Genomic DNA, 22,784 nt, shown 5'->3' with positions numbered 1-22,784 from the left:
GTTTTTAATTTATAAAGCTTATAAAGAAAACTTAAGCTTCTGGGTGGTTATCACCTGTTTTCATCGTCCAAGCATCCAGCATCCAGCTTATTTTTTCAATATGGCCAATAAAACCGCCAATCATATCTATGGTTCCTTCATCACCTGCAGCATCGGCTTTTTCGATTACTTTTCGCATTTGCTGCAAAATTTTGCCGTGATCTTCCAAAAGAATTTTTACCATCTGCAAATCTTTTGTTTCAGATGAAGACTCTTTTAAATTACTTATTTTTAGATAATCTGTAAAATTACTCGTAGGCTGAAAGCGCAACGTTAAAATTCGCTCAGCAATTTCATCTACTTTTAATTTTGCGTCTTCATACATTTCTTCAAATTTAATATGAAGATCGAAGAAATTATCACCAACAACATTCCAATGGAAATTTCGAAGTTTTTGATAGTATAAATTATAATCCGCCAACAAGATGTTAAGTTCTTTAGCTGTGGTTGTTGTTTTCTTTTTATCAAGGTTTAAATAGCTCATTGTTATTGTTTTTAAGGTTTATACAAAGATAACCAACGCGATGGGAGTAGTAAATTTATACTCTGGGTTTAGTCTTTTTTTAACTTGAAATAGGGTTTTTTAATGGTTAAAAATCTCAAGTATTAATCCATATTATTTTTTGTAGGAAAAAAGAGCCATTTTCCTACATTTTAATGACTTTGCTATGGTTTTGCTATGGCTTTGGTATGGAGTATCCGTAAATGGGGGCTAATTAATTGAATTTGGAATACTGAACACAATCACCAAAGTATTTAAAGTTTTAGCTATATTGATCTCTACTATTAAAATTTATAGAAATGAATTTTTAACAACAGCTCCCTTATTCAAAAGTTGTAACTTTTCTCCCGAAACAAAAAAGCCCAATGAAAACTAACTTGTACGTAGCCATTCAGGCTGCTTTGGATGCTGGAAAGGAAATACTAAAAATTTACGAAACAGATTTCAGCGTAGAAACAAAGAGTGATGATTCTCCTTTAACGCAGGCTGATAAAAACGCCAATGAAATAATAAATACATATTTAAAACCTACTAATATTCCAATAATTAGTGAAGAAAACCGGCAACTTGATTATTTGGAAAGGAAAGATTGGAGCCAATGTTGGATTGTAGATCCGTTAGATGGCACCAAGGAATTTATTAAGCGGAATGGTGAATTTACGGTGAATATTGCTTTGGTAAAAAATGGCACGCCTATGCTGGGAGTAATTTACGTTCCAGTTTCAAAAGAGCTGTATTTTACTTCTGAGGATGGGAACACTTCAAAAAAAATGATTATTTCTTCGGAAGAAATTTCGATTGAAGAAATATTAGAAAATGCCAAAGAGATTAGTCCGAGTAAAGCCACTTCCGAAGTGAAAATTGTAGGCAGTCGTTCCCATTTGAATGAGGAGACTAAAAATTTTATTTCAAAAATTGAAAAAGAGAATAAGGTTGAAATTGTGTCAAAAGGAAGTTCTTTAAAATTTTGTTTGGTCGCTGAAGGACTCGCACATATTTATCCGCGATACGCTCCTACAATGGAGTGGGATACTGCTGCAGGTCATGCTATTTGCAGAGCTGTTGGAGTTGAGGTAATAGATCAATCTACTGAAAATTCTATGCAGTACAACAAGCCAAACTTATTGAACAACTATTTTGTAGTAAAAACCTAATGCAGGACCAATCCCGAAAAAGACATATTGCCAAAACCATAACTTGGCGGATTGTTGGTACTATTGATACTATTTTAGTGTCTTGGTATATTACGGGCAACCCTTTGACGGGACTTAAGATTGGTTTCGTAGAAATTATTACAAAAATGGTTTTATACTATTTTCACGAAAGGGTGTGGTTTAAAATCAACCTTTCAGAAAAAGGGATTATTCAAGAAAGTAGAAAACGCCATATAGCTAAAACTTTTACTTGGCGTGGGGTTGGAACATTAGATACTATGTTACTTTCTTGGTTAATTACAGGAAATCCATTGACCGGACTTAAGATTGGTCTCTCGGAACTTTTAACAAAAATGATTTTATATTATCTTCACGAACGCGCTTGGTATCGCACCAATTATGGATTGCCAAACAGAAAATAAAACTTTTATGGAAGAAAATGTAATTCCACATAATTTCAGCATTACAAAAGAAGGACGGAATAAATTAATGGGCCATACACCTATCTTGATTTGGTTTACGGGACTTTCCGGTTCAGGGAAATCTACAATAGCAAACGCTCTTGAAAAGAAATTATTCCAAAAAGATGTTCATACATACTTATTGGATGGCGATAATGTACGTAAAGGATTAAATAACAACCTCACCTTTTCTCCAGAAGACAGAACTGAAAATATCCGTCGTATAGCTGAAGTAGCCCACTTGATGATAGACGCCGGGTTAGTTGTAATAGCGTCTTTTATATCACCTTATCGCGAAGATCGTGAAAATGTGAAACGGATTGTAGGCTATGGAAATTTTGTGGAAGTTTTTGTGAATACCCCTATAGAAGAATGTGAACGTCGGGACGTAAAAGGATTATACGCCAAAGCTCGAGCGGGAGAAATTGAAAACTTTACAGGTGTCAACGCACCATACGAAGCGCCAATGGCACCAGATGTTGAAATTGATACGACTGTTGTTTCGGTGGAGGACAGTGTTGCTTTGATTTTGACCGAAATTGAGAAAAGAATAAAGAGTAAACTATATAAGGTTGCTTCACTTTCCTCAAAATAACGATCCTGAAGCAACGTATAAACAATCGGCTTAACCTTGCGATTTAAAAAAAATATTATGAGTAAGTATTATTTAAATTATTTAGATGAATTGGAATCGGAAGCCATCTATATCCTTCGGGAAGTTTGGGCGCAGTTTCAGAATCCGGTGATATTATTTTCTGGAGGGAAAGATTCTATATTGATTACACATTTAGCTAAAAAGGCATTTTATCCCGCAAAAATTCCTTTTGCTTTAATGCATGTAGATACAGGCCATAATTTTCCAGAAACCATAGAATTTCGCGATCGTCTTATTGAGGAACTTGGCGCACAACTTATAGTGGGCTCTGTACAGGAGTCTATTGACACAGGTAGGGTAGCAGAGGAAAAAGGAAAAAACGCTACCCGTAATGCGCTTCAAATAACAACGCTTTTAGATGCTATTGAAACCAATAAAATTGACTGTGCCATAGGCGGTGGAAGGCGGGATGAGGAAAAAGCTCGTGCCAAGGAACGCTTTTTTTCGCATAGAGACGATTTTGGACAGTGGGACCCTAAAAACCAACGGCCGGAACTTTGGAATCTTTTAAATGGAAAGCACTTTGAAGGAGAACATTTCCGTGCGTTTCCTATAAGCAATTGGACGGAAATGGACGTTTGGAACTATATAAAACGTGAAAACATAGCAATTCCATCTCTTTATTTAGCACACGATAGAGAAGTGGTATGGCGAAGTGATTCTTGGATTCCAAATTCTAAATTTTTGAAATTGGAAGATGGGGAAGCGGTAGTTTCTAAAAAAATTCGTTTTAGAACTTTGGGGGACATTACCATTACAGGCGGAATAGAAAGTGATGCGGATACGTTGGAGAAAATTGTAGAAGAAGTTGCAACAATGCGAATGACGGAACGCGGGAATCGTTCAGATGATAAGCGTTCTGAAACGGCGATGGAAGATAGGAAGAGGCAGGGGTATTTTTAGGCTGTAAGCTGTAGGCCATAAGCTATATGCGATTTAATAAAGTGAAAATTAAGAATGTTCAAAAGGAGTAAATAAAATAAAGTTAGGGTGCAAAGACGTAAACTTAATATAAAAGATAACAAGCACAGGACTCAAAGCATAAAGCCTAAAGCTTAAAGCACTAAAATATGAGAGATTTTAGAAAATACGATGTTTGGAAATTAAGTCACGAACTTGTTTTGGAAGTTTATAAAATTACTTCTGAATTTCCTAATTCTGAAAAGTTTCAACTAACAAGTCAAATGCAAAGAGCTGCATATTCTATTCCTTCTAATTTTTGTGAAGGGTGCGGAAGAGATTCAGACAAGGATTTCAATAGGTTTGTACAGATAGCATTAGGATCAGCTCATGAACTAGAGTATTTTTTTATTCTGGCTAAAGACTTGTCCATTATTTCTACTGAATCTGAAGAAAAATTTTCAAAGGCGATAAATGACATTAAGAGAAAACTTTATAATTTAAGTAAAAAGTTAAAAAAGTAAAATAGCCTAAAGCCTATAGCTTACGGCATAAAGCATTAAAATGAAAATAGATAACAACCAACTACTAAGATTCACAACTGCAGGAAGTGTTGATGATGGGAAAAGCACTTTAATAGGTAGGCTGCTGTATGATTCAAAATCAATTTTTGAAGACCAATTGGAGGCTGTGGAAAAAACTAGCAAGAAAAAGGGACATGACAATATTGATTTGGCCATGTTTACTGACGGTCTAAAGGAAGAGCGGGAGCAGGGCATTACTATAGATGTTGCATACAGATATTTTACTACCCCTAAGAGAAAATTTATTATAGCCGATACACCTGGTCATATTCAATATACTCGAAATATGATCACAGGAGCCTCAACGGCAAATGCTGCAATAATTCTTGTGGATGCTAGACACGGCGTGATTGAACAGACCAAAAGGCACTCTTTTATCGCCTCCCTTTTACAAATACCACATTTAATTGTCTGTATCAATAAAATGGATCTGGTTGATTATGATGAGTCTGTTTATAACGATATAGTTGCACATTACGAGGAATTGTCATCCAAACTTGTAATTCAAGATATCACCTATATTCCAATTAGTGCTTTGTATGGCGACAATGTGGTAAACAGATCTGAGAATATGGATTGGTATAAGGGGGCGACCTTATTATATACGCTAGAAACGCTACATATTAGCAACGACCTTAATAAAATAGATGCACGTTTCCCAGTACAAACCGTTCTGCGTCCGCAAAGAGAAGGTTTTATAGATTACAGAGGTTATGCGGGTAGGGTGGCAAGCGGGGTTTTCAGAAAGGGAGATGAGGTAGTGGCGCTTCCATCCGGTTTTACTTCCAAAATAAAAAGTATTGACACTTTTGATGGAGAGGTGGACGAGGCATACGTACCAATGTCTATTTCTATTACTTTACAAGACGATATTGATATAAGTAGGGGCGATATGATTGTAAGGACCAATAACAGACCTGAAACCTCACAGGAATTTGACGTAATGCTGTGCTGGATGAGTAATAAACCTTCACAGCCGCGAGCGAAATACACGGTTTGCCATACTGAGAATTCCCAAAAAGCGATGATAAAGAGCGTTTTGTACAAAATAGACATCAACACTTACAATCGTATAACCGAAGAGGAAATCTTTACTATGAATGAAATAGGAAGGGTTACCATAAGAACGACAAAACCGTTAATGATAGATTCATACGGCACCAACCGCACTACCGGGAGTATTATATTGATAGATGACAATACCAATGAAACTGTGGCGGCGGGGATGATTGTATAGTATTGAGTAGTTAGTATTGAGAAGTTAGTAGTGAGTAGTTAGTATTGAGTAGTTAGTATTGAGTAGTTAGTATTTAGTGATTATTGTTTAGTACTGGAATAGGTTGACAGCTTATAAATAATTTATATACTTTCCTATTCACCTATTCACCTATTCACCTATTCACCTATTTACCTATTCACCTATTCACAGTTATCAGTTGTCTGTTGTCTGTTTTCTGTTGGTTAACTTTGAGTTATTCAAGATTGGAATTTCGATTCCGGTTTTAATCCCGATTGTTATTGTGGGTTAGATGCATAAATTCAAATAGTTCTATTTCTATTTTGATTTTATTTTCATTAAAAACTACTTATACATTTTAACGTTAAAAGCTACCACTTTATCGAAAGAGGTTTTTTATCTTTGCGGCTTCAAAATTTTTTGATGAGTTGGTTTTATCAATTTGGATATCAATGAGTTTGGAATTTAACATATATATGAAAAAGAAGCATGCGAGTAGTTGAAAAATCACCAAAGTTAAAATTACAGGAAATAGGAGCAGATAACTCCGTGAAAATCGCCATTATAGGTCTTGGCTATGTTGGGCTACCCTTGGCCAGACTTTTCGCAACAAAATATCAAGTTATAGGTTTCGATATCAATAAAAATAGGGTAGAGGCACTTCAAAAGGGCCATGACAGTACTCTAGAAGTTGCAGATGATGTATTACAAAAAGTACTGCTAAAAAGTATGCCTATGGGCGACTTAAATGACCTATTGGAAGAAAAGGGCATTGACATAACCACTGATAAAACTAAAAAGGGTTTGTTTTGTACTAGCGATTTAATGGATATCCAAAATTGCAACTACTATATAATAACAGTACCTACACCCGTTGATAAAAACAATAGACCCGTACTTAACCCTTTATACGCAGCAAGTGAAACTGTTGGCAGAGTTATTAAGAAAGGCGATACGGTTATTTATGAATCAACAGTTTATCCCGGGGTAACAGAAGACGAATGTGTACCCGTCCTTGAGAAGATAAGCGGCCTAACTTTTAATACAGACTTTTTTGTTGGCTATTCTCCAGAGCGTATTAATCCTGGCGATAAGGAGCATACCGTAGATAAAATACTTAAAATAACCGCGGGTTCAACCCCAGAGGCGGCCAAGGAGATCGATGCCCTTTACGCTTCGGTTATTACCGGCGGTACATATTTAGCCCCCAGCATCAAAGTGGCTGAGGCTGCAAAAGTGATTGAGAATTCGCAGCGCGATATTAACATTGCTTTCGTGAACGAACTTGCAAAAATATTCAACCTCTTGGAAATCGATACCCACGAAGTGCTAAAGGCGGCAGGCACCAAATGGAACTTTTTGCCCTTTAAACCCGGCTTGGTCGGTGGGCATTGTATAGGTGTTGACCCATATTATTTAGCGCAAAAGGCGCAGGAGAAAGGCTATCACCCAGAAATTATTTTGGCGGGAAGAAGATTGAACGATTCCATGGGCGAATATGTAGCCAGTCAGGTAATAAAGTGTATGATCAAAAAAAACATCGCCATCAGCTCTGCAGAAGTGCTAATGCTGGGCGTTACCTTTAAGGAAAACTGCCCCGATGTACGCAATACTAAAATAGTAGACGTGATAAAAGCCCTGTGCGACTACGGCGTAAAAGTAACCACTTACGACCCGTGGGCAAACCCAGTAGAAGTAAAACACGAATACGGTATAGAAACCACCGCTTCCCTCAAACAAGGCCAATTTGACGCCATCGTTTTAGGAGTAGCGCATAACGAATTTTTAAAACTGGACCTGGAGCCGTTTAAAAAAGAAATGGCGATAGTTTATGACGTGAAAGGCGTTCTTGAAAACGCAACGGCTAAGTTGTAATTTGGAAAGCGTGATTTGGGAATCGTTTCCCGATAGCTATCGGGATTCGGGATTCGGTAGACTGGGATTGATATTCGGAAAACGGGATTCGCGATTTGTTTCCAGATAGCTATCGGGATCGGGAATCTGCGATTCATGAAATGGGAACGAAATAACAAACCACTAGCTTAAAAAATAACGAATACTAATCAGAGAATCAACGAAGTTGAGAAGTAATGAAGTAAAGAATAACGAATCAACGAAGTTGATAAGTAACGATTTACGATTTACGATTCACGCATCACGAATCACGAATCACGAATCACGAATCACGAATCACGCATCACTAATCCCAAATTAACCAAAAAGTAATGGATTACACACAATTCCAAGTCCTAGCAAATAAAAATATACTCGTCACAGGCGGCGCCGGCTTTATCGGTTCCAACCTCGTGGAGGCGCTTTTGAAAATAGGGGCAAACGTAACCTGCCTAGACAACTTCGCTACCGGGCATAAGCATAATATTGGGCCCTTTTTGTCGGATGAAAACTTTAAGTTGATAGAAGGCGATATACGCGATCTGAAAACCTGCAATACTGCCTGCAAAGGGCAAGACTTTGTGCTGCACCAAGCAGCGCTCGGCTCGGTGCCGCGCTCTATTATCGATCCCATTACCTCCAACGAGGTTAACGTAAGCGGATTTTTAAATATGCTGGTAGCAGCACGCGATGCAGGGGTAAAACGTTTTGTATATGCCGCCAGTAGTTCTACGTATGGCGATAGTGAGGCTTTGCCAAAGGTGGAGGATGTAATAGGGAAACCCTTATCGCCTTATGCTATCACCAAATATGTAAACGAACTTTATGCCGAGAATTTTTACAATAGCTACGGCCTAAACACCATTGGCTTGCGATATTTTAATGTTTTTGGCAGACGCCAAGATCCCAACGGCGCTTATGCGGCGGTAATCCCGCTATTTGTAAAACAGTTTATGGAGCACGAAAGCCCGCTTATTAATGGCGATGGCAGTTACTCCCGCGATTTTACCTATATAGACAATGTGGTACAGATGAACCTTTTAGCCATCACCACCGAAAATGAGGCAGCACTCAACCAAGTGTACAACACGGCAGTAGGCGACAGAACTACCTTGGTACAGCTTACTGAATTGCTTAAAAAGCATTTAAGCACCTTTGACCCCGCTATTGCAGAGGTTGAAATTAAGCACGGGCCAAACCGCAAGGGGGATATTCCACATTCTTTGGCTTCTGTGGAGAAGGCGGAAAGACTTTTATGCTATACCCCTAGCCATACCATTGACAAAGGTATTGAAGAGGCGGTGGAATGGTATTGGGGGAATTTGGGATAATATTATTGTTGAATAAGAACGCGTGTTTAAAAAACTAAGGAATCTGTTTAAGGGAAAGGATGCGAAGGTCCTTTTGGAAAACTTTATTTCGCTATCAGCATTACAACTGGTGGGAATGATCCTTCCTTTAATAACATTACCTTATGTTCTTCGTGTTTTAGGATTTGAAAATTATGGAACAATTGTCTTCGCGGCCTCTTTAATAGCTTATTTTACTGCCTTAACCGATTTTAGTTTCAAATATACAGCTACACGAGATGTAGCAATATTTAAAGATAGTCCCGAAAAATTAAATCTAATATACAGTAAGGTTTTAACGATAAAGGCAATTTTCCTTCTTCTTTCTTTTATAATTATAACTATAGTAGTTTATAGTTACAAACCCTTTTATGAAAATAGATTGATATATTTTCTGACTGTTCCAATGTTATTGGGGCAAGCTCTTTTTCCAGAATGGTTTTTTCAAGGAATTGAAAAAATGAAGTATATCACTTTTTTAAATTTAGGGATTAAGCTATTCTTCACCATTTGCATATTTATTTTTATAAAGAAAGAAACAGATTATTGGATTTTTCCTCTATTACAGAGTGCTGGTTTTGTGGGTGCTGGTTTGGTAGGTCAATTTATTTTGGTCAGAAAGTATAAATTAAAATTTTTATGGTTGAAGCCCCGAATCATTGTTCAAACAATTAAGGGTAATGTTCCTATATTTATTAATCAATTCGTTCCTACTTTATATAACAATACAAGCACTTTTCTGCTAGGCATACTCACAAACAATACTTTCGTTGGTGTGTTTAATGCTATTAAAATTATTATTAATTTCTGTGTTAGTTTGATAGAAATATTATCACGAGTCTTCTTTCCTTTTCTTAATAGAAAAAAGCATGCGTTCTTGAGATATAAAAAGTTAATGTTGGCAGTTTCAATAATTCTTACAGCACTGTGTCTAGTTTCCTATAAGTTAGTTTTTTGGTATTTAAACATACAGGATGATAATGCTTTTACGATTCTTGCAATATTAGCATTGGGGTTGATCGGATATACTCTGTACAATATTTACGGCGTAAATTATTTCATAATAAATAGGCAAGATAAACTTGTTATGAAAAACACTATTATTTCATCTATGATTGGTTTCGTCTTAGCCTTTCCTCTTATTTTTTATTTTGGAATAATAGGCGCCGCGCTTAACTTGAGTCTTTCCAGATGGATGATGGGTTTAGGGTTATTTTATAAATATAAAAAACGTATTAAATGAAAATAGCAATTCACAACAGAAAGGATAGTTTTTCAGATAGATGGATAGTTTACTGCGAAGACAAAAATATTGATTTCAAAATTGTAAATTGCTATAGTGTTGATATCGTAGAACAATTGAAGGATTGTTCTGGACTGTTATGGCATCACCATCACAATAACTATGGGGATGCAGTTTTTGCAAAAGGGTTGTTATTTTCTTTAGAACAATCAGGCCTTCAGGTGTTTCCGAATTTTAATACTGCATGGCATTTTGACGACAAGATTGGACAGAAATATTTATTGGAAGCTGTAGGGGCTCCATCAGTGCCTACATCTATTTTTTATGACGAACAATCTGCACTACTTTGGGCAAACAATACAACTTATCCTAAAGTCTTCAAACTTCGAGGCGGGGCTGGAGGGCAGAATGTGCGGTTAGTGCGTAGTGTGGATAATTGCAAAAAGTTGATTAAAAAATCTTTTGGAAAAGGTTTTGCTCAACATGATCCTTGGTACGGTTTAAGTGATCGAATTAATAAATACAGACAGGGAACCGCCTCCATTAAAACTGTTTTTGGCGGTATTTCAAGATTATTGCGACCAAATGATTTTGAAAAAATGTCACAATACGAGAAGGGTTATGTTTATTTCCAAGATTTTATTCCTGATAATTCATTTGATATAAGGATCGTAGTAATAGGCGATAGAGCTTTTGGCTTAAAAAGAATGACTCGAGCGAGAGATTTCAGAGCTTCTGGTAGTGGAGTTATTATTTATGATAAAGAGGCGGTAGATGAAAGGTGTGTGAAAATAGCCTTTAAAGTTAATAAGAAAATCAAATCTCAAAGTATTGCTTTTGACTTTGTTTTTGACGCCAATAATAATCCATTAATTGTAGAAATCAGTTTTGGATATTCAGTTCATGCCTATGACAAATGTCCTGGATACTGGAATAATAATTTAAGTTGGACCGGTGGCATTTTTAATCCACAGGAATGGATAATTGAGAATTTAATTAATGGAATAATTGAGTCTGACAAATTTTGATATTAGAGTTTCTAGAAAATAATTAATATTACCAATAATTTAGTTTTCAATAATCTTTGATATAAACTACTTAGAGACATATAATGATTATTCTTATTATATTTTATATTTTAATTGGTGTATTTTTTTTCGTCTCCTTACTACGTAGGTTACGTAAAGATGGGTGGTCTCTTTTTACATACTCGTGTATATATCTTTTTTTATTTTATATAGTATCTCCTATAATTTCATTATCAGTCTATAATTATGAAATATTAAGTGGTCTAAATATCGCTTACATAGTTCCTGATCAAGGGAATACTGAATTAATGACTATTACATTCTTTTGTATTTGTTTAGGTATAATATTTTTTTTCCTTGGCTATAATCGGCGAGTTAATATTCGAATAATCGCAATATCGCCAAAGTTCTTCGGTCGTCAAAGATTACCTCAATTGTATGTATCTATTATCTTTTTATTCTCATTAGCAGGATTATATTTTTACGTTACCGGTTTTGGCTCATTGTCAAACGCTATTGAAAATGCTAATTTGGTTCGGTCTGGTTACTATATTAGCGTTGAAGATGGTGACACCGCTCATACATTCTTTTTTAGATTTATTTTCCTTGCTATAATACCATTACTTTTTTTCTATTTTAATAAAAATCTTCATAACGTTGTTAGATTTTTCATTATTATCACTTCCCTTATTGTCTTATCTATTCTGTATCTATATCTTTCCCCGGGGAGGCAGTCAATTCTTGACCTTATCCTTATATTTTTATTTTCAGCAATGTTGAAAAGGAAAGAAATATTTAATTTGAAAATTTTAATTTTAGGGTTTGTATTTTTGTTATTTCTTCCGATCCTTGATTTCTTTTTTTCTAATAGATCACTAGCATCTGCAAATTACTCGAGCTCTATATTTGAAATATTATTGAATGAATTTGGCTTCCCTTACTATAGTTTATCATATTCAATAAAAGAGAATTATTCTTATTTTGTTTTTTCGGATTTTGTTTCTGGTACTTTCGGAAAGATAATTCCTTCATCTTGGAATCCAGGAATAGTGGGCAGTAACTATTTAAACAGTTTTTATATGGTTGGGGTGTCGGTGAAGTCCATACCACCAGGAATATTTGCGCAAGGTTTTTATAGCTTAGGATTTATTGGAATTATTCTAGTTTCTTATTTCACGGGCTTTTTATTCAAAGTTTTTGATGTTACCTTTAAACAAGTGTCAGCAATAAACGCTGATTATATTTACATCTATGCTTATTTTATTGTGAGCAGCATGATTTGGATTAGAACTGGTCTTCCAGCTAACTATTTCTATAATTTTACATTTATATTATTTTTAATATTCTTTTTTACAACTTATAAAATTCAACGCCAAAAGCAGTGAGTCACAAGAAAAAAATCTTAATCGTCTTACCCAATGATAATCTTGGAGGAGCTGAACAGTTTTTAAAACTTCTAGGAGATTATTTTAAAGAAAAGAAAGTAGCTAGTGTTTTTGTTATTTTTTTTAAAAAAAGGAAATCAGGCGCTTGGGATAAGTCGGAATTTATTTCATACTATGGAGCTAGTAATAAAGAAAGGTATGGAGTTTTTAATGTGATAAAAAGTATCTACAAGTTGCGCCATATTAATTTCGATTACACTTTCACATCACATATTCATACTAATGGTTTGGTAGGATTAATGAGAAGACTCAATGTTCTGAAAACAAAATACCACGTGGGCAGGGAATCTACGTCAACATTTTCAAGATTTGATGGATTAAAATTGAAAATTTTCAAAACTCAGTATAGGTATGGATATCCTGGATTAGATTTGCTTATTTGCCAAAGTGAATTAATGAAGGAGCAGCTTATAAATGGGATTTCTTGGATTAAAAAGGCAACTAAAATTGAGGTTATTGGCAATCCGCTTGACTTGGAAAAGATTAAAACTTTGGCTTTAGTTAAAATAAATAAAATAATGTTTGATGGCCCATATATAGTTTCCGCAGGAAGATTAATTCCAGAAAAAGGGTATGAAATTTTAATTGAATCATTCGCTATTCTTCATTTTGATTTTCCTGATTATAAATTGGTGATTTTTGGTGAAGGCTTGCTAAGAAATAAACTTGAAGGCAAAATAGCTGATTTAGGTTTAAAACATAAAATTTTGATGCCTGGTTTTGTAGATAACATATATCCATATTTCAGAGAAGCAAAGTTATGCGTAGTTTCTTCCCGAATCGAAGGTTTCCCCAATGTATTACTTCAAATGATGTCCCAAAATACTAACGTAGTTTCAACTAAGTGTGCTGGAGGCATTGAAAATTTAAAAGGAGTTTATGTATCAGAAACTAATGATGTAAATGATTTAGCGACGCAGATGGAAAAATGCTTAGTCACTGATAATACAAAGAATAGAAAATTATTCGATGATGAATTAGATACAAGAAGTGTAGAATCGTTTGTTTCTAAAATAGATTTTTATTTGAATGAAGCCTAGACTTATCCGTATTACAACTGTACCTATGTCACTTGAGAAGCTTCTTGAGGGACAACTTGAATTTATGCAAGATTATTTTCAGGTAATTGCTATTTCGGCAGATTTAGAAAGTTTGGAGGTTTTAGGCAAGAATAACGGTTATGAAACTTATCACGTTGAAATGACTCGCCAAATAACACCTATCTCTGATATTAAATCACTTTATAAACTATATAAATATTTTAAGAAAGAAAAACCAACAATTGTCCACACCCATACCCCAAAAGCAGGAATCGTTGGGATGATGGCTGCTTGGTTGGCCAGAATCCCAAATAGATTGCATACCGTGGCCGGACTTCCCCTGATGGAAGCCACAGGCAAAAAAAGAAAATTACTAGACTTTGTGGAAAAGCTTACCTATAGATTTGCCACTAAGGTATATCCAAATTCCAAAGGTCTTTATGATTTTATAGTTGCTGAAAACCTTGCCAAGCCAGAAAAGCTTAAAATAATAGGGCAGGGCAGTAGCAATGGTATAAATACCCAATACTTTGATCCTTCAATTTTTACTGCAAAGAGAAATACTTTCCGCCAAGAACTAAATATTCCGGCAGATAGTTTTGTCTTCGTATTCGTCGGGCGTCTAGTGGGAGACAAAGGGATAAATGAACTGGTTCAAGCTTTTTCGAAACTAAATTCAGAATTCAGAATTCAGGATTCGAAATTATTATTGGTTGGTCCTTTTGAGGGGGAGCTAGATCCATTAAAACGGGAGACAATAACTGCGATAGAAAACAACCCTAATATTATTTCGGTTGGATATCAGAACGACGTACGTCCTTATTTCGCAGCGGCAGATGCTTTAGTTTTTCCTAGTTATCGCGAAGGTTTTCCCAATGTTGCAATGCAAGCCGGCGCGATGGGATTACCCTCTATTGTAAGTGATATTAATGGCTGTAACGAAATTATAATCCCAAACGTAAACGGATTAATAATTCCTCCTAAGAATACTGAAGCATTAGCAGAAGCGATGCAATTACTAATAAATGATATTGAACTTTATAATCGCTTAAAAAGCAATGCGAGAATCCAAATAACAAGCCGCTACGAAAGGCAGCAGGTTTGGGATGCTCTGCTAGCCGAGTATCAGAGCCTACTGGAAGAAAAGAAATAGTTGAATTACGCGGAATTTTCAATGCCTCCAAGTTTATCTCTATTTTTGTAAACCAAATACATAACATTGATCTACCAAAACCTCATAAAACCCTTTTTAGATTTTATCTGTTCCCTTGTTGGTCTACTGATTTTAAGCCCCCTATTCTTATTGGTTTGGATAGGTCTGGCTTTAGCCAACAATGGCAAACCCTTCTTCTATCAAAGAAGACCGGGAAAAGGGGAGCGTTTGTTTACCATTATCAAGTTTAAGACAATGAATGACAAGCGCGATGACAATGGACAATTGTTAGCTGACGCCAAACAGCCATTCTTTTATAAATAAGCCCAATTATTTTATATCATAGAATATTTCAAATTTCAGGTAACAGATTCCGAAAAAGTTGTGCTTTTTATGGATTTGATTCCGAGAAAGTTGTATTTTTGGCCTTTACTTATATATGATAAAACGCAGTTTAGAGGGTATAATAAAGAATAAGCTTTTTGATGGTAAGGCCATTTTGGTCATGGGGCCACGGCAGGTAGGCAAGACCACTTTGCTAAAAGAACTATTTTTGGCCAATGAAGAAATGATTTGGTTGAACGGAGACGAACTCGATATTCAAAACTTATTTGAAGGTGTTTCAGCAGACCGATTTAAGGCGATTATTGGCAAAAAGAAAATAGTGATAATTGATGAGGCGCAACGTATTAAAGACATTGGACTACGATTAAAATTAATAACAGATACTTTGCCAGAAGTACAGCTTATTGCCACCGGAAGCTCTTCTTTTGAATTGGCAAACAGCGTCAATGAGCCACTGACTGGGCGAAAGTGGGAGTATAAACTTTACCCACTTTCTTTCTCTGAAATGGTGGCACACCACGGATTGCTGGAAGAGCGGCGCTTACTACCGCACCGGCTTTTATACGGTTATTATCCCGAAGTGGTAAAACAGCAGGGAAATGAGAAGGAACTGCTAAAACAATTGACGGATAGTTATCTTTATAAAGATGTGCTAATGCTGGAAACTATAAAAAAACCTGAAAAATTGGTGAAGTTGTTACAAGGCTTGGCGCTCCAGGTTGGTTCGCAGGTTTCGTACAGCGAGTTGGGGCAACTTTGTGGCCTCGATTCAAAAACCGTTGAAAAATATGTTACAGTATTAGAGCAGACTTACGTAATTTTTAAGTTGAGCTCCTTTAGCCGGAATGTTCGCAATGAGTTAAAGAACAGCAAAAAAATATACTTTTATGACAATGGCATACGCAATGCACTTATAGCCAACTTTAATCAGGTTGAAAATAGGACAGACGTTGGTGCACTTTGGGAGAATTTTCTAATCTCTGAACGCATTAAATATTTGGATTATAAAGGGAAGTGGGTTAATTATTGGTTTTGGAGGACAAAGGATCAAAAAAAACTGGACTTTATTGAAGAGGCAGATGGCCAGATTACTGGCTATGAGTTTAAATGGAATTCTAGAGCCCGTGTAAAAATCCCCAGACAGTTTAGTACTAACTATCCTAATACTGAAGTAAAAATAATAACCCAAGCGAACTTTGATAGCTTTATTCTTTAGCCTTATGTACAAAATCATCATAAAGCCACTATTCGATTTGCTTTCTGCACTATTGGGTCTCGTGATTTTAAGTCCTATATTTTTTTTAGTGTGGATAGCCTTGATAATCGCTAACAATGGAAAACCTTTCTTTTACCAACGCAGGCCGGGCAAAGGAGAAAGCATATTTACCATCATCAAGTTTAAGACAATGAACGATAAGCGGGATGACAGTGGCCTATTATTGCCCGATGCCAAAAGGCTTACGGCAATTGGTAATTTTGTGCGCAAAACTTCTTTGGACGAGCTACCGCAATTACTGAATGTATTAAAAGGAGATATGAGCTTTGTGGGACCAAGACCTTTATTGCCGGAATATTTACCTTTGTACAATGAAACCCAACGCAGACGGCACGATGTGAAACCGGGAATAACAGGTTGGGCACAGGTAAATGGCCGCAATGCCGTAAGCTGGGAACGCAAATTTGAATTGGACGTATGGTATGTAGATAATATCAGTTTTTGGTTGGACGTAAAGATCTTCTTCCTTACGGTAAAAAAAGTGTTTATCAGGGAAGGTATATCGCAAGAAGGACATGTGACCGCAGAGACATTCAAGGGCAGTAAGCAATAACTGGTCCTTCGATGCACGTTCTCGCTTTTTGGGCGGAAGAACGCACTCAGGGACCTTGATTAGGATTTATAAATAAAAGCAAGATTGAAGGTGTCCGAGTGAATTCAAAAAGCGCAGCGCATTTGAATTTGTATCGAGACCACCGATTAAGAAACGAAATAATTTAATTATAAATGATACTATACGGAGCAAGCGGACATTGTAAATCTGTAATTGACATTGCAGAATCCATAAGCGAGGAGATAACACGTATATATGACGATAATCCCAAAGTGGAGGCGGTATGCCATATTCCGGTTCAAAAATTTCTTACCGAACCTTCTAATGCATATGAGCCATGGATAGTTTCAATTGGCAATAATAGAAATAGAAGGAAAATTGCAGAAAAACTTACCCAAAACTTTGGCTTGCTTATACATCGTACTGCAAGTGTTTCTTCTTGGTCAACAGTAGGAGACGGAACCGTTATTATGGCAAATGTTGTAATAAATACCTGTACTTCAATTGGAAAGCATTGCATCATAAACTCCGGTGCCGTCATTGAACACGATTGCCAGATAGAGGATTTTGCACACATTTCCCCCAATGCTAGTTTAGCGGGCGGAGTAACAGTGGGTGAAGGCACCCATATTGGAATTGGAGCTTGTGTATTGCCTGAAATCAAAATAGGAAAATGGGTCACAATTGGGGCAGGAGCTGTAATTATTAAGGATGTGGCTGATGGGGCGGTTGTAGTTGGAAATCCAGGGAGAATAATTGGTTGACCTTTTTGAATTTAGAATATATGTTAAAAACTGTAGACCACGTTTTGGATTTTTGGTTGAGGTCTCTACTGCGCTCGACCAGACAATCCGCTATCATTTAACAATTAAAATATAATATTTCCATTAAAAGAATTTTCGACATACTATTTTCAGCATTTGGTCTTCTGTTTTTCGGTTGGCTTATACTATTATTAATTGTAATTGCGGCTATTGATACTGGAAAAGGCCTTTTTCTACAAACCCGAATTGGGCAATATGGCAAACCTTTCGCCATTTATAAAATACGTTCTATGCAAGTTTGTTGCGGAACTATATCTTCCTATGGACAGTTTCTTAGAAGCTCTAAATTTGACGAGCTGCCGCAGTTGTTAAATATACTTTTGGGTCAGATGAGCTTTGTAGGCCCGCGACCCGATGTACCCGGATATTACGATAAGATGGAAGGAGAGGAGAGAAAAATACTGGAACTAAAGCCCGGATTATGCAGCCGTGCCGCCCTTAAATACTATAATGAGGAAGCGCTATTGGCAAAACAAAAAGATCCCTTACTATATAATGATGAAATTATCTTTCCTGATAAGGTTCGGATGAATTTAGAGTATTATTATAATCGTTCGTTTTTTGGAGATTTGAGGATTATTTTGGAGGTGGTTGTTTGGAAGCTTTTGGCAGTTAGGTATTAGTGAGTAAGTGAGTATGTGAGTATGAGTATGTGAATATGTGAGTATGTGAATATGTGAGTATGTGAATATGTCCTGATAGCTATCGGGATAATGTTTTACAGATTCTATTTTTAGGCTTTTACTTTTAAGGTTAAACTTCTCTAAAAGGTTATAAATCCATTATAAATTTTCTAATTTTGCGCCCTCGAAAAAAAAACATAAGTATTTGAGAATTTTGACAATACAAAGTTCTGTGATATCGTCTACTAATTAATCCAGTTTAATTAATATTCGTTCGATTTCAGATTTATATTTTAATGAAAATTTGTTTTTAAGCAAATATTGCTAATGAAAGAAAAGATTTATTTATCATCGCCGCATATGGGCGGAAGTGAGCAAAATTACGTAAACGAAGCCTTTAAAACCAACTGGATAGCTCCCTTGGGACCTAATGTTCAGGAGTTTGAAGGCGCAATAGAAAATTATCTGGGCGAGGGAAATCACGTTGCAGCACTTAGTTCTGGAACGGCCGCGATTCATTTAGCGCTTATATTATTGGGTGTTGAAAGAGGCGATGAAGTAATTTGCCAAAGCATGACATTTTCCGCTTCTGCAAATCCAATTGTTTATTTAGGTGCTACACCTATATTTATTGACAGTGAGCTTGATACATGGAATATCTGTCCCAACCATTTGGAGGAAGCTATAAAAGACCGAATAGTTAAAGGAAAGAAACCGAAAGTAATTATAGCAGTGCATCTCTATGGAATGCCTTATAAGGTTGATGAAATAAGAAAGATTTCTGAAAAATACGAAATTCCTATTATTGAAGATAGCGCCGAAGCTTTTGGAAGTAGCTATAAAGGAAACAAATGCGGCACTTTTGGAGACCTATCAATCCTCTCATTTAATGGAAATAAAATTATTACCACCTCTGGGGGTGGGGCTTTGGTTTCCCGTAATTTAAAACACAAAGAGAAAGCGATATTCTTTGCCACCCAAGCACGTGATGCAGCGCCGCATTACCAACATTCAGAGATTGGGTATAATTATCGGTTGAGTAATATTTCAGCTGGGATAGGGCGTGGGCAGATGGAAGTGCTTGATAAACATGTAGGATTAAGAAGAGAGATGAACCAATTTTACCAAAATATTTTTCGGAATAAAGCAGGGGTGAAGGTATTTAAAGAGCCAAATGAAGATTACTTTTCTAACCATTGGTTGTCCTGTATTCTTGTAGATGAAAGAACCAGTGGTTTTTCAAATGAAGAGATACGCTTGGCAATGGCCGAAAATAATATTGAATGTAGGCCGTTATGGAAACCAATGCACTTGCAGCCTATTTTTAAAAATGCACCCTATTATGGAACCGATATTTCAGAAAAGCTATTCGAAATTGGCTTATGTCTCCCATCTGGTTCAAACTTGCAAAGTGAAGAAAAGGTTAAGATTAACGATGTTTTAATACATTTAATCGATAAATAGAGTATATTTGTAGTCCCAAATCTTACTTTATTGTGGTTTATAAAAATTCTCTTTTAGAAAAATTAAGAATGCGTACTAAGACCATGTGTTTACTCAATCAACGCTATTTACCGCGTTGGGCAGTATTTTTGCTTGATATTTTTATATGTATCGTATCTTTTGGGATAGCATATATGATATTGGACGGAACTCCGTTGAAATTTCAGAAGGTATGGTCGGTGCCAGTTAGGGCTTCTTTTATATTAGCCACCAATATTTTCTTTTTCTACATGCTTCGAACGTATGCGGGGATAGTTCGCCACTCTACTTTTACAGATGTATTTAGAGTTGCTGCGGCATCATTTTTAACTGCTCTTTCGGTAGTAGTTTTTAATTTGGCTTATTTTGCTGTGAGTGGAGAAAAAATATTTCTAACCACGGGCATAATTTTATATATGTTCTTTTCCTTTACCCTGATGCTGTTTTTCAGAATAGTAGTGAAGGAATCTTATCAGTATTTGAGAAGAATGAACAGCAGCAGTTTGAAAAAGCGTGTTGTTATAGTCGGAATGGACAACCAAACCATTAATTTGGCTAGAGCACTTACTACGGAATCTGACTTATCTTTTAAATTAGTTGGGTTTATTTCTGAAGATAATTTAAACAAAAGCTTAAACGTACTTGGAAAGCCTGTTTTTTCAATGTCTATCAACAAAGATTCTATTCAGTTTGCAGATCTTATCGCTAAACATAGAATAGACGGAATATTAATGGTTCGTGATTCTCTTTCTATGGCGGAGACAAATGAAATAGTAGAGACTTGTTTAGCTAATAGTATAGAAGTTTTCAATGTGCCGTTAGTGGAAAATTGGAACAAAAAAGAGAATATACAGACACAAATAAAACACATTGAAATTGAGGATCTTTTGGATAGACGTCCTATTGAAATAGATACTGAAATTATCAAGGACGATTTAGAAAATAAAACGATTCTGGTAACTGGTGGAGCGGGTTCTATAGGGAGTGAGATAGTGAAGCAATTAGCAGTATTCAATCCCCGAGAAATTGTTGTATTGGATAATGCTGAATCTGCACTTTACGAAATGGAGTTACATTTAAGCAGTGAATTTCCAGACTTAAAGTTTTCTACGGTTTTAGCAGATGTAAGAAATGTAGAACGTTTAGAGATGATATTTTCAAATTATAAGTTTGATATGGTGTATCACGCTGCGGCATATAAACATGTGCCTTTAATTGAAAAGAATCCTCACGAAGCAATAGACGTTAATATAAGTGGAACTGTAAATTTAGCTAATCTTTCTGTGCAACATGGAATTGATAAGTTTGTAATGATTTCCACAGATAAGGCCGTAAATCCAACAAATGTGATGGGCGCGTCCAAACGGGCTGCAGAGATGTATGTGCAATCTCTACAGGAAAAAATAGGTACCCATACACGATTTATTACCACACGTTTTGGTAATGTATTGGGATCTAATGGATCTGTAATCCCATATTTTAGAAAACAAATTGCAGCGGGAGGTCCAGTTACCGTTACACATAAAGACATTATAAGATATTTTATGACCATTCCTGAAGCCTGTCAGCTCGTTTTGCAAGCAGGAACAATGGGAAATGGGGGCGAAATTTATATTTTTGATATGGGTAAGCCAGTGAAAATATTGGATATGGCTGAACGGATGATATCACTATCCGGTTTAAAACCATACAAGGATATTGACATACAGATAATCGGTTTACGATCTGGAGAAAAGCTTTATGAAGAATTGTTAAGCGACACGGCATTAACATTGCCTACTTTCCACCCTAAAATTATGGTTTCTAAAGTTTATGTTGAAAACTTCAATAGTGTTAGTGAGAAGATTCAGTCGATAATTAACGCTACTTCAAAAACTAATAAAATGGAAGTAGTTATAAAGCTTAAAGGATTAGTTCCGGAATTTATAAGTCAAAATTCCGAATACCAAATATTAGATGTTCACCATCAAAACTAAGTAAAGAAAAATTAAACTTTTTAGTATTCTGAACCTTCGTACTTATCTATGAGGGTTCTCTTTTTTTACAAAAGTGAATAAAAAGAAGTCTTAATTATCTTATTAGAATGAGGATGACTTTATTTGTTTAATAATATTGATTTGTTTTTATAGATTAAAAGATAGTTTTCTCGGTTATATGCTCTTCTGTTGAGTGGGCTAATTAGAAAAGATTATATTTGCAAAAAAAAATTATGAGGGGGTTTTTTACTAAAATTTTTATACTGTTATTTCTTGGAACCATTGGCGTATCCTGTGTTTCTTCCAAAAAAATTGTGTATTTCCAGGATTTGACTCAGGGTCAAATGCTTTTGGATACAATTCAAAAAAGTTCAAAGATTCAGCCTGATGATCTTCTTAGTATCGTGGTATCGGCATATGATTTAAATGCTGTCCGCCCGTTCAATCTTATAAGCGAGACGCGCCCTTCAGTAGAATCTTCTGGCATAACTTATAACAACAGTAACCAGCAGCAATCTTATCTTACCGCACAGGATGGTACCATAGACTTTCCAGTACTGGGAAGGATTCAAGTGGCTGGACTGACTAGAACCGAGTTGAGCGAAATGTTGAGCAAAAGCATTTCAGAATATGTTAAAGACCCCATAGTTACCATACGCATAGTAAATTTCAAGGTGAGTTTATTGGGAGAGGTCAACAGGCCAGGTACTTATAATTTTGAAGGCGAACGTCTTACATTGCCAGCAGCACTTGGATTGGCAGGAGATTTGACTCTATATGGACGTAGGGATAATGTATTAGTAGTTAGGGATGATGGCAAAACTAAGAATTATAAATATTTAGATCTTAGAAGTGCTGAAATTTTAAACAGTGATTATTATTATCTACAACAGAATGATGTTGTTTATGTGGAACCAAATAAAGCACAAGTACAAAGTAGTAGTTTTAATAGGAATACGGCTATCTATGTTAGTGTAGCCTCACTGCTTCTTTCTGCTATGGCTATTATTTTTAGATAGTAT

General features: G+C 35.9%; 21 protein-coding genes and 1 pseudogene. 21 read left to right on the top strand and 1 reads right to left on the bottom strand.

The features are described from left to right. Positions 1-31: 31 nt before the first annotated feature. Positions 32-523, bottom strand: coding sequence for a Dps family protein (locus AEQU1_RS09575; RefSeq protein ID WP_111880680.1), 492 nt, complete (start codon positions 521-523; stop codon positions 32-34). 383 nt (positions 524-906) lie between these two features. Here AEQU1_RS09575 and cysQ point away from each other — a divergent pair, with 383 nt between their 5' ends. The 21 genes and pseudogenes from cysQ to AEQU1_RS09470 all read left to right on the top strand — a co-directional run bounded on the left by cysQ (position 907) and on the right by AEQU1_RS09470 (position 22,781). Then, positions 907-1,695, top strand: coding sequence for a 3'(2'),5'-bisphosphate nucleotidase CysQ (cysQ, locus tag AEQU1_RS09570; protein ID WP_111880679.1), 789 nt, complete (start codon positions 907-909; stop codon positions 1,693-1,695). After that, complete coding sequence (locus tag AEQU1_RS09565; RefSeq protein ID WP_111880677.1) at positions 1,695-2,117, top strand: DUF2061 domain-containing protein; 423 nt, start codon at positions 1,695-1,697, stop codon at positions 2,115-2,117. Before cysQ ends, AEQU1_RS09565 begins: the two co-directional genes overlap by 1 nt. 7 nt (positions 2,118-2,124) lie before the next feature. Continuing rightward, complete coding sequence (gene cysC, locus AEQU1_RS09560; protein WP_111881382.1) at positions 2,125-2,751, top strand: adenylyl-sulfate kinase; 627 nt, start codon at positions 2,125-2,127, stop codon at positions 2,749-2,751. Between the two features lie 57 nt (positions 2,752-2,808). Further along, on the top strand, positions 2,809-3,714 hold the full coding sequence (gene cysD / locus AEQU1_RS09555; protein ID WP_111880676.1) for a sulfate adenylyltransferase subunit CysD: 906 nt from the start codon (positions 2,809-2,811) through the stop codon (positions 3,712-3,714). Positions 3,715-3,881: 167 nt separating this feature from the next. Beyond that, positions 3,882-4,235: a four helix bundle protein gene (locus AEQU1_RS09550; protein WP_111880674.1), complete on the top strand. Its 354-nt coding sequence runs from the start codon at positions 3,882-3,884 to the stop codon at positions 4,233-4,235. Positions 4,236-4,275: 40 nt separating this feature from the next. Further along, the gene (gene cysN / locus AEQU1_RS09545; RefSeq protein ID WP_111880672.1) at positions 4,276-5,532 is read left to right on the top strand and encodes a sulfate adenylyltransferase subunit CysN; all 1,257 of its coding nucleotides are present in this window, start codon (positions 4,276-4,278) and stop codon (positions 5,530-5,532) included. A 489-nt stretch (positions 5,533-6,021) separates the two neighbouring features. Next, positions 6,022-7,407: a nucleotide sugar dehydrogenase gene (locus AEQU1_RS09540; RefSeq protein ID WP_111880671.1), complete on the top strand. Its 1,386-nt coding sequence runs from the start codon at positions 6,022-6,024 to the stop codon at positions 7,405-7,407. A 350-nt stretch (positions 7,408-7,757) separates the two neighbouring features. Next, positions 7,758-8,756, top strand: a complete 999-nt coding sequence (locus tag AEQU1_RS09535) for an SDR family oxidoreductase (RefSeq protein WP_111880669.1) — start codon at positions 7,758-7,760, stop codon at positions 8,754-8,756. A gap of 22 nt (positions 8,757-8,778) precedes the next feature. Beyond that, the gene (locus tag AEQU1_RS09530; protein ID WP_111880668.1) at positions 8,779-10,017 is read left to right on the top strand and encodes an oligosaccharide flippase family protein; all 1,239 of its coding nucleotides are present in this window, start codon (positions 8,779-8,781) and stop codon (positions 10,015-10,017) included. Further along, positions 10,014-11,045 carry a RimK family alpha-L-glutamate ligase gene (locus AEQU1_RS09525; RefSeq protein WP_111880666.1) on the top strand — a complete coding sequence of 344 codons (1,032 nt, stop codon included), beginning with the start codon at positions 10,014-10,016 and terminating at the stop codon, positions 11,043-11,045. Before AEQU1_RS09530 ends, AEQU1_RS09525 begins: the two co-directional genes overlap by 4 nt. Before the next feature lie 83 nt (positions 11,046-11,128). After that, the gene (locus tag AEQU1_RS09520) at positions 11,129-12,430 is read left to right on the top strand and encodes an O-antigen polymerase (protein WP_111880664.1); all 1,302 of its coding nucleotides are present in this window, start codon (positions 11,129-11,131) and stop codon (positions 12,428-12,430) included. Beyond that, a complete protein-coding gene (locus tag AEQU1_RS09515; protein ID WP_111880663.1) occupies positions 12,427-13,530 on the top strand; it encodes a glycosyltransferase in 1,104 nt (367 codons plus the stop codon). The genes AEQU1_RS09520 and AEQU1_RS09515 overlap by 4 nt, the downstream gene beginning before the upstream one ends. Further along, positions 13,520-14,683, top strand: a complete 1,164-nt coding sequence (locus AEQU1_RS09510; protein WP_111880661.1) for a glycosyltransferase family 4 protein — start codon at positions 13,520-13,522, stop codon at positions 14,681-14,683. Before AEQU1_RS09515 ends, AEQU1_RS09510 begins: the two co-directional genes overlap by 11 nt. A gap of 69 nt (positions 14,684-14,752) precedes the next feature. Continuing rightward, a pseudogene (locus tag AEQU1_RS09505) lies at positions 14,753-14,989 on the top strand (sugar transferase); the annotation flags it as partial. 133 nt (positions 14,990-15,122) lie between these two features. Next, on the top strand, positions 15,123-16,244 hold the full coding sequence (locus AEQU1_RS09500; RefSeq protein WP_111880660.1) for an ATP-binding protein: 1,122 nt from the start codon (positions 15,123-15,125) through the stop codon (positions 16,242-16,244). 4 nt (positions 16,245-16,248) lie between these two features. Then, the gene (locus AEQU1_RS09495) at positions 16,249-16,857 is read left to right on the top strand and encodes a sugar transferase (RefSeq protein WP_111880658.1); all 609 of its coding nucleotides are present in this window, start codon (positions 16,249-16,251) and stop codon (positions 16,855-16,857) included. 173 nt (positions 16,858-17,030) lie between these two features. Further along, complete coding sequence (locus tag AEQU1_RS09490) at positions 17,031-17,621, top strand: acetyltransferase (protein WP_111880656.1); 591 nt, start codon at positions 17,031-17,033, stop codon at positions 17,619-17,621. Positions 17,622-17,737: 116 nt separating this feature from the next. Further along, complete coding sequence (locus AEQU1_RS09485; protein WP_111880655.1) at positions 17,738-18,304, top strand: sugar transferase; 567 nt, start codon at positions 17,738-17,740, stop codon at positions 18,302-18,304. 327 nt (positions 18,305-18,631) lie between these two features. Then, positions 18,632-19,768 (top strand): DegT/DnrJ/EryC1/StrS aminotransferase family protein, encoded by a 1,137-nt coding sequence (locus AEQU1_RS09480; protein ID WP_111880653.1) that lies wholly within the window; start codon positions 18,632-18,634, stop codon positions 19,766-19,768. Between the two features lie 68 nt (positions 19,769-19,836). After that, positions 19,837-21,762 carry a nucleoside-diphosphate sugar epimerase/dehydratase gene (locus tag AEQU1_RS09475; protein ID WP_111881379.1) on the top strand — a complete coding sequence of 642 codons (1,926 nt, stop codon included), beginning with the start codon at positions 19,837-19,839 and terminating at the stop codon, positions 21,760-21,762. Between the two features lie 233 nt (positions 21,763-21,995). Beyond that, positions 21,996-22,781 (top strand): polysaccharide biosynthesis/export family protein, encoded by a 786-nt coding sequence (locus AEQU1_RS09470; RefSeq protein ID WP_111880651.1) that lies wholly within the window; start codon positions 21,996-21,998, stop codon positions 22,779-22,781. Positions 22,782-22,784: the final 3 nt, after the last annotated feature.

This window comes from Aequorivita sp. CIP111184 (genome assembly GCF_900489465.1).
Classification (GTDB): domain Bacteria; phylum Bacteroidota; class Bacteroidia; order Flavobacteriales; family Flavobacteriaceae; genus Aequorivita.
Note: the sequence above shows the minus strand (reverse complement) of the source record. Positions and strands in the feature narration are given on the sequence as shown.